15 protein-coding genes are annotated in these 13,742 nt (G+C 37.2%); 9 read left to right on the top strand and 6 right to left on the bottom strand.

Annotated elements, in window-relative coordinates; all coding sequences use genetic code 11:
• The 3 genes from CCAL9328_RS04945 to pta are packed head-to-tail and all read right to left on the bottom strand — an operon-like array spanning position 1 to position 2,847.
• On the bottom strand, positions 1 to 279 hold the full coding sequence (locus CCAL9328_RS04945) for an SEL1-like repeat protein (RefSeq protein ID WP_170000162.1): 279 nt from the start codon (positions 277 to 279) through the stop codon (positions 1 to 3).
• On the bottom strand, positions 279 to 1,475 hold the full coding sequence (locus CCAL9328_RS04940) for an acetate kinase (RefSeq protein WP_169971774.1): 1,197 nt from the start codon (positions 1,473 to 1,475) through the stop codon (positions 279 to 281). The genes CCAL9328_RS04945 and CCAL9328_RS04940 overlap by 1 nt, the downstream gene beginning before the upstream one ends.
• A 1-nt stretch (position 1,476) precedes the next feature.
• Positions 1,477 to 2,847, bottom strand: a complete 1,371-nt coding sequence (gene pta / locus CCAL9328_RS04935; RefSeq protein WP_170000161.1) for a phosphate acetyltransferase — start codon at positions 2,845 to 2,847, stop codon at positions 1,477 to 1,479.
• A gap of 70 nt (positions 2,848 to 2,917) precedes the next feature.
• Here pta and flgH point away from each other — a divergent pair, with 70 nt between their 5' ends.
• The 4 genes from flgH (at position 2,918) to lpxD (ending at position 6,923) form a co-directional block, all read left to right on the top strand.
• Complete coding sequence (gene flgH, locus CCAL9328_RS04930) at positions 2,918 to 3,625, top strand: flagellar basal body L-ring protein FlgH (protein WP_169938488.1); 708 nt, start codon at positions 2,918 to 2,920, stop codon at positions 3,623 to 3,625.
• A 181-nt stretch (positions 3,626 to 3,806) separates the two neighbouring features.
• The gene (locus tag CCAL9328_RS04925; RefSeq protein ID WP_169938486.1) at positions 3,807 to 5,501 is read left to right on the top strand and encodes an acetolactate synthase large subunit; all 1,695 of its coding nucleotides are present in this window, start codon (positions 3,807 to 3,809) and stop codon (positions 5,499 to 5,501) included.
• 5 nt (positions 5,502 to 5,506) lie between these two features.
• Positions 5,507 to 5,968, top strand: coding sequence for an acetolactate synthase small subunit (gene ilvN, locus CCAL9328_RS04920; protein WP_169938530.1), 462 nt, complete (start codon positions 5,507 to 5,509; stop codon positions 5,966 to 5,968).
• Between the two features lies 1 nt (position 5,969).
• Positions 5,970 to 6,923, top strand: a complete 954-nt coding sequence (lpxD, locus tag CCAL9328_RS04915) for a UDP-3-O-(3-hydroxymyristoyl)glucosamine N-acyltransferase (protein ID WP_170000160.1) — start codon at positions 5,970 to 5,972, stop codon at positions 6,921 to 6,923.
• Positions 6,924 to 6,961: 38 nt separating this feature from the next.
• Here lpxD and CCAL9328_RS11005 read toward each other — a convergent pair whose 3' ends face one another.
• Genes CCAL9328_RS11005 through tgt form a run of 3 tightly spaced genes read right to left on the bottom strand, consistent with a single transcriptional unit; the run spans position 6,962 to position 8,782 of the window.
• A complete protein-coding gene (locus CCAL9328_RS11005; protein ID WP_249318033.1) occupies positions 6,962 to 7,117 on the bottom strand; it encodes a CorA family divalent cation transporter in 156 nt (51 codons plus the stop codon).
• Positions 7,118 to 7,137: 20 nt separating this feature from the next.
• Positions 7,138 to 7,662, bottom strand: a complete 525-nt coding sequence (locus CCAL9328_RS04910) for a magnesium transporter CorA family protein (protein WP_249318030.1) — start codon at positions 7,660 to 7,662, stop codon at positions 7,138 to 7,140.
• On the bottom strand, positions 7,655 to 8,782 hold the full coding sequence (tgt, locus tag CCAL9328_RS04905) for a tRNA guanosine(34) transglycosylase Tgt (protein WP_170000159.1): 1,128 nt from the start codon (positions 8,780 to 8,782) through the stop codon (positions 7,655 to 7,657). The genes CCAL9328_RS04910 and tgt overlap by 8 nt, the downstream gene beginning before the upstream one ends.
• A 122-nt stretch (positions 8,783 to 8,904) precedes the next feature.
• Between tgt and CCAL9328_RS04900 the strand changes: the two genes are divergently transcribed.
• Genes CCAL9328_RS04900 through CCAL9328_RS04880 form a run of 5 tightly spaced genes read left to right on the top strand, consistent with a single transcriptional unit; the run spans position 8,905 to position 13,700 of the window.
• A complete protein-coding gene (locus CCAL9328_RS04900; protein WP_249318024.1) occupies positions 8,905 to 10,011 on the top strand; it encodes an MlaE family ABC transporter permease in 1,107 nt (368 codons plus the stop codon).
• Positions 10,008 to 10,748: an ABC transporter ATP-binding protein gene (locus tag CCAL9328_RS04895; protein ID WP_169938478.1), complete on the top strand. Its 741-nt coding sequence runs from the start codon at positions 10,008 to 10,010 to the stop codon at positions 10,746 to 10,748. The genes CCAL9328_RS04900 and CCAL9328_RS04895 overlap by 4 nt, the downstream gene beginning before the upstream one ends.
• On the top strand, positions 10,748 to 11,674 hold the full coding sequence (locus CCAL9328_RS04890) for an MlaD family protein (protein WP_170000158.1): 927 nt from the start codon (positions 10,748 to 10,750) through the stop codon (positions 11,672 to 11,674). Before CCAL9328_RS04895 ends, CCAL9328_RS04890 begins: the two co-directional genes overlap by 1 nt.
• A 1-nt stretch (position 11,675) precedes the next feature.
• Positions 11,676 to 12,236 carry a lipoprotein gene (locus CCAL9328_RS04885; RefSeq protein WP_170000157.1) on the top strand — a complete coding sequence of 187 codons (561 nt, stop codon included), beginning with the start codon at positions 11,676 to 11,678 and terminating at the stop codon, positions 12,234 to 12,236.
• A 39-nt stretch (positions 12,237 to 12,275) separates the two neighbouring features.
• Complete coding sequence (locus CCAL9328_RS04880; RefSeq protein ID WP_169938472.1) at positions 12,276 to 13,700, top strand: COG3400 family protein; 1,425 nt, start codon at positions 12,276 to 12,278, stop codon at positions 13,698 to 13,700.
• The last annotated feature ends 42 nt before the right edge of the window (positions 13,701 to 13,742 follow it).

The following is a 13,742-nucleotide window of genomic DNA, read 5'->3' as shown; positions in this document are numbered from 1 at the left end:
TTAATCGCCTATCTTGCTTTTGTTAGCGTCAGGAATTTCTAACGATATGATCGCGAAGTCATGGCATGCGCTCATGTTGCTAAGCTCACAACCAAGGTTATAATACTCTGCGGCTTTGGCTTGATTTTTTTGCATTTCAAATATAATGCCAAGACGGTAACAGTCCTTTGCAACCGAATTTTTACACCCTTGTTCTAAGGCGCTCATTTCTTGTGTTATATTGCTTTGGTCTGCAAAAATTTGTATAAACATAAACACGCACGCAAGTAAAATTCTCATTATTTACCTCTGTTTTCTATGATTTTTTTTGTCTCTCTTGCTATTTCAAGCTCTTCGTTTGTCGGTATGACAAAGACCTTTGTTCTAGCATCGTCCTCATCAAGACATCTTTCTGATGAATTTGAGGTATCAAAATTTAAATCGTGGTTGATATGAATGCCTAAAATTTTTAGATCATCACAAATTTTTTGGCGTGTGTTTGGAGCATTTTCGCCGATACCACCGGTAAAGATTATCGCATCAACTCTGCCTAAAACTGCGTAATATGCACCGATATATTTTTTGACACGGTAACAAAACATATCAAAAGCAAGTTTTGCTCGTTCGTCGCTTTGCATTTTAGCAACCACGTCTCTCATGTCGCTTGAACCACAAATTCCAAATAGCCCGCTTTTTTTATTTAAAAATGTATCTATCTCGTCCCATTTTAGCACGTTTGCGTTTAGCAGATAGACAAGTGCTGCAGGGTCTATGTCGCCACTTCTAGTTCCCATTATAAGTCCTTCAAGCGGACTAAGTCCCATAGAAGTATCTACGCTTTTTCCATTTTGCACCGCACATACGCTAGCGCCATTGCCAAGATGAAGGGAAATGGCGTTAAATTTATCGTGATCTATACCCATTAAGGTCGCCGCGCGTTTGCAAACATAATTATGAGAAGTGCCGTGAAAGCCGTATTTTCTTATATGATGTTCTTTGCAAATTTCATATGGAAGAGCGTATCTATAGGCGTATTCTGGCATGCTTTGGTGAAACACCGTGTCAAAAACAACTACATGCGGGACGTTTTTACTACTTTGCATTGCGTTTTTAATCCCCGCTATATGTCCTGGGTTATGAAGAGGTGCCAGTGGGCTGGTCTCTTCTATCTTTTTTATAACTTCATCGTTTACTAGCATAGAGCTAAAGAAATTTTCTCCTCCATGGACGATGCGATGTCCTATGCCGTCAAGTTCGCTTAGATCATGAAGAGTGTTTGACTCTCTAAATAGCTCATTCATAACCTCAAGTCCCTCGTGGTGATCTTGTATGGGTAAAAATTTTTCATAAACTTTTCCGTTTGCTTTTAAAACGGCTCTTGATTTTTCCGCACCGATTTGCTCGATTATCCCGCTTGCGATACTCTCTTCATTTTGCATTAAAAATAGTTGAAATTTTATAGAACTACTTCCGGAATTTAAAACTAAAATTTTCATATTACTCTCCTGCTTGTATGGCGCTTATTAGGACTGTATTTACTATATCTTCAACCAAACAACCGCGACTTAGATCATTTACAGGCTTGTTTAGTCCTTGAAGCACAGGACCCATCGCAACGGCATTTGCACTTCTTTGGACGGCTTTATAGCAGATATTTCCGCAGTTTAAATTTGGAAAGATAAATACATTTGCTTGTCCTGCTACATCTGAATTTGGCATTTTTTTGGCTGCCACATCTATATCTATCGCCGCGTCGTATTGTATCGGTGCGGCTATTTTTAAACTAGGATCAAGCTCTAGCGCTATCCTCGCAGCTTCTTTTACAAATTCCACATCTTTTCCGCTTCCACTATTTGCGGTTGAGTAGCTTAACATAGCTATGCGTGGCTCTATACCAAAAGAAAAAGCGCTTTTTGCCGTGCTAACAACTATGCTTGCAAGCTCTTCTTCGTTTGGATTTGGCGTTATAGCGCAGTCGGCAAAGGCAAAAATTTCCTCATCCATCGCCATAAAAAATACGCTAGAAACCAGTTTTGTGTCCGGTTTTGTTTTGATTATCTGAAGGGCAGGGCGTATGGTGTCAGCAGAGCTTGTATTTGCCCCGCTTACCATAGCATCAGCCAAGCCTTCATAAACCAACATGGTGGCAAAATAAGTCGGATCGCACGCCATTTCGCGCGCTTTTTCTATACTAATACCTTTTGTTTTTCTAAGCTCGTAAATTTTATCGGCAAAGTCATTTGAGTGGTTGTTTTGTTTTGGATTTATGATAGTAGCTTTTTTTAGATCAAGTCCTAGTTTTAAAGCGTTTTTGTCTATTTTGTTTTTATCGCCCAAAAGTGTGATCTTAACCGCATCTTGTTTTAATAAAATGTCGGCTGCTTTTAAAATTCTCTCATCTTCACTCTCTACTAAAACTACGTTTTTATGAAATTTATTTGCTCTTTTTGCAAGATCGTATGCAAATTTATAAGGCGTGATTATATTTTGTGTTGAAGCTAAAATTTCATCTACACTATCGGTTATTAAAAGCTTTGAATTTTTATTTAGGCTTTTTAATGCCTTTAAATTTTTTAGCTCAAATATCGGAGCATTTAAATTTTTTGCGATTTTTAAATTTAGCTCATTTTTCCCAAACACGCTAAAACTTTCGCAACCTTTTATGATAACAAAGTCGTTTTGTGCTTTTAAATTTTCAAATTTTTCTATGAGTTTAAGGAAAAATTCCTTTTCGTTGGAGTTTGTAAAATCATCTTTATCTTGTTGTGTAAAAAATATTTCAAATTCTGCGATATTTTTAAATTTGTTTAAGATATTTCGCTTAAAATAAGAGAAATTTTCATCGCAAATAGTGTAACAAAAATTCATCCTGAAACCTTTTTTGGAACTTTATTTGCTTGATTTTAGCATAAAAATAGAAAAATTTTTAAGGTTTTTTATGAGAATTAGAAATTGTATGACGATTTTTGCTACGAGTTTACTTTTTTTAGGTTGCACCCCAAGCGTTGATCCGCATATTAATATGGAGCCACCGGTTTATGTCGAGCAACTACCGTCAAAAGATAGTGGAAGTGGTCAAAGTAACGCAGGAAGTCTTTACGGTCGCGGAAAAGACCCGTTATTTTCGGATCGTAAAGCTATGAATGTAAATGATATCGTAACTATCGTGATATCAGAGACTGCAAGTCAAACATCAACAGGAAGCAAACAAACAAGTAAAAACAGCACAACCTCTTTGGGAGCCGGTACTTTTACTGCAGGAGGCTCACCGTTATCAAATGTAGCAAGACAGCTAAATAAATACGGCAACATAGGCTTTAGTGCAGGCGGAGAGAATTCTTTTAATGGCAGCGGAACAACAAGTAGAAACGAGCGCTTTAACGCAACTATCTCGGCACGTATAATTAAAATTTTAAATAATGGCAATTATTTCATAGAGGGCAATCGCGAACTTTTAATAAACGGTGAAAAGCAGATTATGCAAGTAAGCGGTGTTATACGCCCGTATGACATTTCTCAAACAAACGAAATAGACTCAAGATATATCGCTGACGCAAAAATTTTATACAAAACAGAGGGTGATGTTGATAGATCTACCAAAAAACCATGGGGAACTCGCATAATGGAAGCCATCTGGCCTTTTTAATGCTTCAAATTTAAACGGCTCACTCACTTGAGGGGTCGTTTAATAAATTTAAACTACGTAAAAATTTCAAAAAGTGTAACAAAAATTTTTAATTTATGCTTAAATTTGATCAAAATCATGTGATTTTAACGTAATTTGAGATATAATCTAACATAAATTTTTAAAAGTAAGGCGATAAATAATGAAAGAGTTAAACGGCTCACAAATGATCAGCGAAGCGCTTAAACTCGAGGGTGTCGAAGTTGTTTTTGGCTATCCTGGCGGTGCTGCGCTAAATATCTATGATGAAACATATAAGCAAGAGTATTTTAGACATGTTCTTACTCGTCATGAGCAAGCAGCCGTTCATGCTGCAGACGGTTATGCGCGTGCTAGCGGTAAAGTAGGAGTTGCTTTTGTTACTTCAGGACCAGGATTTACAAATGCCGTTACGGGCTTAGCTACGGCATATAGCGATAGCATCCCTTTGGTGCTCATTAGCGGACAAGTCGCCACATCACTAATCGGAACAGACGCATTTCAAGAGATAGATGCGGTCGGCATATCTCGTCCCTGTGTTAAGCATAACTACTTAGTTAAAAATATTGAAGAGCTGCCTAGAATTTTAAAAGAAGCGTTTTATATAGCTCGCACCGGACGACCGGGTCCTGTTCATGTCGATATACCAAAGGATATAACTGCTGCTATAGGAAAATTTGAGTATCCAAAAGAGATAAATATCCCGACATACAAGCCTACTTATAAGGGCAACGCAAAACAGATAAAAAAAGCTGCCGAGATCATCGAAGCAAGCAATAGACCGCTGCTTTATATAGGAGGCGGTGCGATCATAAGCGGAGCTAGTGAGCTAATTAGAGAATTTGCTAAAAAGACAGGAATTCCTGCCATAACTACGCTTATGGGGCTTGGTGTTATGAGAGATGATGACGAGTTAAATTTAGGCATGGCAGGTATGCACGGAAGTTATGCTGCTAACATGGCTCTTAGCGAAAGCGATCTTTTGATAGCCTTGGGAGCTAGGTTTGACGATAGGATAACAGGTAAATTAAGCGAATTTGCAAAACACGCTAAGATAATTCACGTAGACATCGATCCAAGCTCTATCTCAAAAATAGTTAATGCACATTTTCCGATAGTTGGCGATCTAAAATCAGTTCTTAGTGAACTCATGGGTCGCATAAATGCTAAACCTGAAAACTTTGAAAAATGGCGTGAAATTTTAGCTCGCTACAACTCTTTGTATCCTTTGAAATACACAGATAGCGAGGAAGTTTTAAAACCTCAGTGGGTTATAGAAAAAACATCACAAATGGTAGGCGATGATGTAGTTGTGTCCACCGATGTTGGACAACATCAGATGTGGGTTGCGCAATTTTTTGCCTTTAACAAACCTAGACAGCTTGTAACAAGCGGTGGTCAAGGGACTATGGGCTTTGGTTTACCTGCTGCTCTTGGTGCAAAATGGGCTGTTGGCGATAAGCCTGTTATAAATTTTACCGGCGATGGTTCTATTCTTATGAATATCCAAGAGCTTATGACCTCGGTTGTTGATAAAAAGCCAGTTGTAAATATCATCTTAAACAACAGCTTTTTGGGTATGGTTCGTCAGTGGCAGACATTTTTCTATGAGCATAGATATTCAAACACTGATCTTAGTATCCAGCCTGACTTTGTCAAGCTTGCGGAAAGTTTTGGTGGAGTAGGTTTTAGGGTAAAAACCAAAAAAGAATTTGAAGATGCATTAAATGCAGCACTTAAGAGCGATAAAATTTCACTTATCGACGTCGTGGTAGATCGCTTTGAAAATGTTCTTCCGATGGTTCCTGCAGGGGCTGCGATATACAACATGATACTTGATGATAAGGGTCAAAAATGAGTGCAATAAGAAGAGTAATATCAGTTATAGTTTTAAACGAACACGGAGTTTTATCTAGGATCTCAGGGCTTTTTGCCGGGCGAGGTTACAATATCGACAGTCTTACTGTTGCCCCTATCCCTGAAAGCGGTTTTTCTCGTTTAAGTATCGTTACAAGCGGAGATGAGCGAGTTTTAGAGCAGATAGTAAAGCAACTTCACAAGCTCATACCCACTTACAAGGTTATAGAAAGCGGTGAATTTGTGGAAAAAGAGATGGCTCTTATCAAAATTCCTCTAAATGAAAATTTTGGTGGGCTTGATGCGATACTAAAAGCATATAATGGAAGCGTGGCAAATACAAATGAAAACTATATCATTGTTATGGTTGCCGATGATGCAAATAGGATAGATAATTTCCTAAAAGCGATAAAGAAATTTAATCCGGTAGACATCGTTCGCGGTGGATCGGTTTTGATGGATATATAAGATGAAATTAAGTGAAATTGCACAAAAAACGGGCGCGAGTTTTGACGGAGAAGATATTGAAATTTTTGCATTAAATTCTCTTAAAAATGCAAATAAAGCCGAACTTACGTATTGTGACGGCGAGAAAAATGCTAAATTTATAAGCGGTTCAAATGCGGGAGCAATTTTAGTAACTAAAAATTTACTTGAATTCGTTCCTTCGGGCATGACGGCACTGGTGTGTGATAATCCCCATTTAGCGTTTGCCATACTTAGTAAGGATTACGCAAAGCCGTTATTTTGCGAGAAAAAAGACTCAAGCATAGATCCTAGCGCAAATATAATGCCAAATGTATATATCGGATCAAATGTTGTGGTTGGGGAAAATACCGTCATTATGGCGGGGGCATTTTTAGGCGATAATGTAAAAATCGGCAAAAACTGCATAATCCATCCAAACGTAGTGATATATAACGACTGTATCGTAGGTGATGAGTGTCATTTGCTTGCAAATTGTGTCATAGGCTCTGACGGGTTTGGTTATGCACATACAAAAACAGGCGAGCATGTCAAAATTTACCACAACGGCAATGTTGTCTTAGGTAATTACGTAGAGATCGGTGCATGCACTACGATAGATAGAGGCGTGTTTGAAAGCACTGTTGTGGCTGATTTTAGCAAGGTTGATAATTTGGTTCAAATAGGTCACAACTGTGAACTTGGCATGGGATGTCTTATCGTCTCACAAACAGGACTTGCTGGCTCAACTATACTTGGTAGAAACGTTGTTATGGGCGGACAAAGCGGTTCTGCAGGACATGTGAGTGTCGGCGACTTTGCGCAAGTAGCTGCACGTGGAGGCGTTAGCAAAAATTTAGAAGGCGGTAAAAAATACGCAGGAGCTTACCCTATAATGGAGCTTGCAGAGCAGTTTAAACTGCAGGCTAAAATTTCACGATTTTTTAAGAAAAAATAAAATTTAACGAAGCTTTGTGCAAGCTCAAGGCTTTGTTTCTACTCTTTTTTACTTTTAAACCAAAATACAAAAATCAAAATCATAACAATGACAAGCATCGCTATGCTTAGCACAAAGGTCCCATTTTCCGTCTGGCTTAAAAACATTCCGTTTGTATTCATTCCAAAAAAACTTGTGATAAAATTTAACGGCAAAAATAGCAATGAAAGCAGAGTTAACGTATAGAGATGTTGCGGTTTATCTTCTCGCTTCTTATATTTTGTATATAGTTAAATATCTCTTCGGCTTTTACGGCATTTTCATTTACTACATTTTTAAAGATATTTGCTTCATATGTATAGTTTTGCAGTAGTTTTTTTAATGCAGGCTGTTCGTTTTGACATATGGCAAGTGCTTCGTAAAAGTGTGAAATTTTGTTTTGAAATTTATGAATTTCATACTTTAAAACAGGGTGTTTTTTTATAAAATTTGAAAAATACCTATGGTTTGTATAAATTTTTTCATAACTTTCAAGCTGGGCTGAGTGTTCTAAAATTTTATTTCTAAACTCGCTTGTTATCTTCTTAATGACGGCGATAAAGTCGTTGGCGTTTATCTGTGTTATGCCGTCATCTGTATAAATTTTACCCTCTTTAAAGATGAATTTATAGCTTTTAACACTATCGTCCGTTACAAGGTATAAATACTCATACATATCGGTGTAAAAATACCCCGATATACTATGAACTATATCAGTCATTTACTCTTCTTTTTGCGTAAAAGTTGATTTTAAATTTAGCAAACTCACCCTTTGCTATCGCCTCGCGAATTTGTTTCATTAAATTTAGATAATAGTGCAGGTTATGTAGGCTTGCAAGACGGAAAAATGTAAGCTCACGTGCCTTAAACAGGTGGTTTAAATACCCGCGCGAGTAGTTACGACAGGTATAGCAGTCACACTCTGGATCTATCGGCGCATGATCATTTATAAATTTGGCCGATTTCACATTTATCTTGCCAAAGCTTGTAAAAAGCGTGCCATTTCTTGCGTTACGTGTAGGCATAACACAGTCAAACATATCCACTCCGCGTTCTACGTTTTCTACCAAGTCTTCAGGTGTGCCTACGCCCATGAGATAGCGCGGACGCGCCGGGTCGGTAAATGGTATCACTCCCTCAACCGTGTCATACATCTCTTGGTTGCTTTCGCCAACACTAAGCCCGCCGATAGCAAGACCGTCAAAGTCCATCTCGCAAAGCGACTGTGCACAAAATTTACGTGCCTCATAGTCCGTGCCACCTTGGATGATACCAAAGATATTTTGCTTAAGGCCCACGCCCTCATTTTGTTTAAATTTATGATATTTTATAGCCTCATCAGCCCATTTAATCGTGCGTTTTAGGCTTAGCTCTACGCGTTTTTTTTCAGCTGGAAGTGCCACAAGGTCATCAAGTATCATCATAATATCACTTCCCAAGTCATACTGTGTATCAAGCACGCTTTTTGGTGTGAAGTAGTGAGTTGAGCCATCGATGTGGCTCTTAAATTTTATACCGCCATCGTCATTTTTGGTGTTTGAACGAAGTGAGAAAGCTTGAAATCCACCGCTATCGGTTAAAAACGAGCGGTCAAATTTAGAAAATCCATGAAGTCCGCCAAACTCTTTTACTATCTTGCTTCCAGGGCGAAGATACATGTGGTAGGTGTTTGCGAGTATGATTTTAGCGTCTAGTATTTCTTTCATATCGGTAGCGTCTAAGCTCTTTACAGCGCCAACCGTGCCAACAGGCATGAAAACGGGTGTAGCGATCTCTGAGTGAGCTGTTTTTAATATACCGGTTCTTGCGTTGCCATCGGTTTTTGTTACTTTAAATTCCATTTGTTTTCCTTTTCTTAAACCGCGATTTTAGCAAAAAAATGTTTATTTTGAAATTTTATCTTGCTTTTATAGGTTTTAAAGTAAAATTTAAAACCTAATTATCGCATTTTTAAGGAAAATTTTTGTCAAACTCACAAAGTATCGTTTTTATAAAAAACCAGAGCTTGGCTAAGCTTATTTTTAAAGAAGATGTGAGCTATAAAGATGCGAAAATTTTACGACCTATTTTTTTAACATTATCAAAATTTAACGGCGATATCGAGATAGATATGACGGAGCTTGAAAAGATAGATTACTCCGTTTTGATCCTACTTAAGAATAGCATTAAAAACAAAAAATACGATATAAAAGTTAATAATCCAAAAATCAAAGCCATGTTAAAATTAGTCGATGATAAAAATATCGACACAAGTTATTTCCCTGCTCAAAACAAGCTAAATTTCTTCGCTCGTTTAGGTGAGAAAATTTGCGACGGAATTTTAAATTTATTGGAATTTTCTGCATTTTTGGGTGAATTTATCATCAAAACTCTTAAAATTTTAATTAATCCCACTCAGCTTAGGTTTAAGGAATTTAGTAACTACATAAAAGACGCCGGTGTAAATGCCGTGTTTATCGTATCTTTGACCGCATTTTTGATAGGCGTAGTACTTGCTTATCTTGGAAGTTCCATGCTTGCAAATTTTGGAGCAAGCATATTTATAGTTGAGATAATGGGAATTTTGACTCTTCGTGAGGTCGCTCCGCTTATTGCAGCTATCGTAGTTGCAGGTAGATCGGCATCAAGCTTTACTGCTCAAATAGGTGTTATGAAGCTAACCGAAGAGATAGATGCGATGAAAACGATGGGCTTTAAACCGTTTAATTTTCTAGTTCTTCCTCGTATTATAGCTATGGTTTTGTGTCTGCCTGTGATAATTTTTATCACTGATGCGGTTAGTATATTTGGGCAGATGCTAGTTTGTGAAAATTTGCTAGATATAAGCTTTAATGACTATCTTGCTAGGTTTAAAGACATGATCGAAATTCGACATTTTGTGGTTGGTATGATAAAAGCACCGTTTTTTGGTGCAGTCATAGCGATAATTGGCTGCATGAGAGGGTTTGGAGTAAGTCAAAGCGCTCAAAGTCTTGGTGAGATGACTACGATAAGTGTTGTAAATGCGATATTTTGGGTTATAGCGCTTGATGCGTTTTTTGCGATAATTTTTATGTGGTTAGAGATATGAGAGATATTATTAGGGGTGAAAATATCACGACAAGTTACGGCGAACGTATAATGCACGATAATGTCAGTTGGAGTATCAAGGAGGCTGAAATTTACGGCTTTTTGGGTGGTAGCGGTAGCGGCAAAACAACACTTATGAAGACGATGATATATTTAAAAGAGCCAAATTTGGGCGATATCTACTTTGATGGCGTAAATATGTGGAAAAGTGATATCGCAACACAAGCTAAGATAAAGCTTCAAAGCGGGACGATGTTTCAGTTTGGTGCGCTTTATAGCTCTATGACGATACTTGATAATGTCGGTGTTATGCTGGTTGAATACTCTAAATTTAGCAAGCGACAGATAGATGAGATCGCGATGTTTTGGATACAAAAGGTAGGCCTTAAAAAAGAGGTGGCTTCATTATATCCAAGTGAGCTTAGCGGTGGTATGAAAAAACGTGCTGCACTTGCGCGAGCTCTTGTGCTTAGCCCTAAAGTTTTATTTTTAGATGAGCCAAATAGCGGACTTGATCCCGTTAGTTCACGTCAAATGGACTCTCTTGTAAGGGATTTGAGGGATTCGCTTGGGCTTACGGTTGTTATGGTTACTCACGATGCAGACAGTATCTTTGATATACTTGATCGTTTTTTGATAATAGAAAATAAAAAAATCGCCTTTGAGGGAACGCTAAGTGAGCTTGAAAAAGCCGATCGAAACCCTCTTGAAGAGTTGTTTAAATCAAGGAAAAAATAATGGAAAATAGAAATTCCTATACCATAGTTGGTATGTTTTTTATAACCTGCCTTAGCGCACTTGCCGTATTTATCTGGTGGATGACAAATAACGATACGAAGCTTGATTATGTTAATTACTATATAAGGACAAACGAGCTTCCAAGCGGTGTTAAGGCTGACTCTTTGGTTAAATTTATAGGAGTTCCCGCAGGAAGTGTTAGTAGGATCGACTTTGTAAAAGATAGCAGTGCTTTAATCGAAATAACACTAAAGATTAGAGATGATCTACCTATTAAAAAAGACAGTGTGGCAAGTATCGAGCTTCATCCTATAAGTGGAGTTGCAACGATAAACATAAGTCGTGGAACACAAGACTTTAAAAAGGATGAACGTTTGGTTTTAGAACTTGAGGCTAGTTTGTTTTCAAAGCTTGGAAATAACGCTCAAAATATCACAGAAAAGCTAAGTCAAAGCCTTGATAAGCTTGATAATTTCTTCTCTGATAAAAATATGGCCCACTTACAGTCGATTCTTGAAAATATCGATGCGTTCACTAAAGAGCTAAATGATAAAGAGAGCATGGCGAATGCAAAAGCTATGGTGGAAAATTTAAAAAACATAACATCCGATTTTGAAAAAGCACAGATAAAAGAACTTGTGTCAAATTTAAACGGGCTTGTTGACAGTTCAAATTCTTTTGTGGTTTCTGCTGACAAAAATGCGAAAGAATTTTCCTCTTTGCAACAGCTGTTAAGACAAAAGCTACAAGACGGCGAGTATGACCTTAAAAATGCGCTAAGCCCAACCATGCTTGAGGCGACTAAATTTCTAAGTGATTTTCAAAAAACATTAAGAGAATTTAGAGGTGCGCTTTATCGTTTGGAAGATAACCCTTATGAATTTTTCTTTAAAGATGTAGAAAATAAAAAACAAAATGGAGAGTGAAATGAGAAAATTTACATTAGCCCTTGTATCTTTGATAATCTTAAGCGGTTGTTCGATAAAAACAACGGTTGCGCAACCGGATATGTATGAAATTTACTACTCAAACAAGGAGTGCAGGGCAGTTAAAAATGCTTCTAAAAATATCTACATAGATAGCGTAAGTGCGCTTGATCTAGTAGATAGTAGGAGAATTTTAATCGTTGCCGAAAATAATAAGATAAGATACTTAGACGATGCAAAATTTGTAGCTATGCCAAGTGAGATGATATACAAAGCGCTTGTGAAAGGGGTTTACTCAAACTGCGGTCTATCTCCTGTTTTTGCACCAGGCACAAATGACAGCAGGCTAAAGGTAAATTTAATCTCACTTCAAATAAGAGGCGATAAGGCTGAAGTAACGATGGCCTATGAACTGTTTAACGCCTCAAGATCGATAAAGTCAGGGATAATAAACAAAGAACTTTTTTGTCCGGATCCTAGCTCAAAAACAGTATTTGAAACTATAAACAAAACCGTAAATATAGCGATCGATACGCTTTTGTCTGAAATTGTAATAGATTAAGTCCGTTTTGCTATAATGCCGCCTTTAATGGGAGTATTTATGAAAAAAATTTTAATAATAGCAGACGGAATACTTGCTGAAAATTTTATTAAAAGACTTTTAAAAGCAAAGTCCGTATCTCATCACTATACGATCGTTATCGAAAAAAACGGGATCATATCAGATGATATGAATCTTGAAAATTTTAGTTTTTATTATTTTGATCCGACAAGCTTTTCTAAGCTAAAAGGTGTTGCCGATGGCTATTTTAGTCAGTTTCTAATAGTCATGCAAAACAAAGCCGATGCATTTGCTGCTTATGAAAATTTAAGAAAAATAAGTACTAGGACAGAGCTTGTTTTTATGAATATATGGGAGCTTACAAAAGAGGAAAAAGAGCGCATAAGCTCGGATAAGCATTTGGAATTTGAAGATGTAAGGGAGATCGTCTCTTCTCGCTTGATGGACTGTATGCCTGATGTTCCTGTTTTGGCTGACAACATTGGTCTTGGCGAGGGCGAGATAATGGAAGTAAAAGTGCCTATCGGCAGTGCATATATGTATAGGCATATAAATGCCATTCAGCAAAAAAGGTGGAGAATTTCGCTTGTTTATCGTATGGGCGAGATAATACTTCCAAAGCCTAGCGTGATGATACAGCCAAACGATACGCTTTTAATAGTTGGCGATCCTAACGTTTTGCAAAATGTTTATCGCTCTATAAAACGTGAGCCGGGACAGTTTCCAAGCCCTTTTGGAAGCAATATCTATACGATAATAGACATGCATGAAATGAGTAAAGAGCGAGTTGCAAAGCTTATAGAAGATAGCTTGTTCTTAAATTCTAAGCTAAATAATAAGCGCTTGATACTTAAGGTTTTAAATCCGACTTTGGGCAAAAATTTAGATATGCTAAAAAGCATAAAAGATAAAAAAATAAGCGTTTTGTTGGATTATTTCTCACAGGATCTAGCTTATATAAAACAAGAAATTTTTAAATTAGATGTCGGTATGATCGTTAGCGATGATGAGTATTTCTTTAAATTTCAAAAATTTTTCTACTCGCTAAAACTACCTGTTTTAAAGACGGGCAAGCTAGACTTAAAACAGGTAAAAGAGGGTGTTATACTTGGAGAAGAGAGTCAAGAGATCGAAAATCAATCCGCCGTCATAATGGACTGTTGCGCGCAGCTTAGTCTTGATATGAAATTTTATCATTTTGATAGCCAAAATAGCGATAAAGACGCTTTGACAGAGCATTTTGAAAGTATAAGCAACCTATTTTCAAGACGTATAACCATAGAGAGTAGCAAAGACAAAAATCCTATCATAGCTTTAAAAAAAAGCAAAGATCTGTTGCATTTTGTGGTGTTTAACGAAAATATCGTTACCTCAAGCCCTTTTGCCTTTATGTCAAGAGACATGAATAGACTTTATAAAAAATTAAGTAACAATGCGCAGCTTTTTGTGCCTACAAGTGTGTAAAATTTACTTAAATTTGAAAGAATTTGGCTAAAATATCCATAA

It is taken from the genome of Campylobacter sp. RM9328, from assembly GCF_012978615.1.
This window is presented reverse-complemented; position numbering and strand designations above follow the sequence as displayed.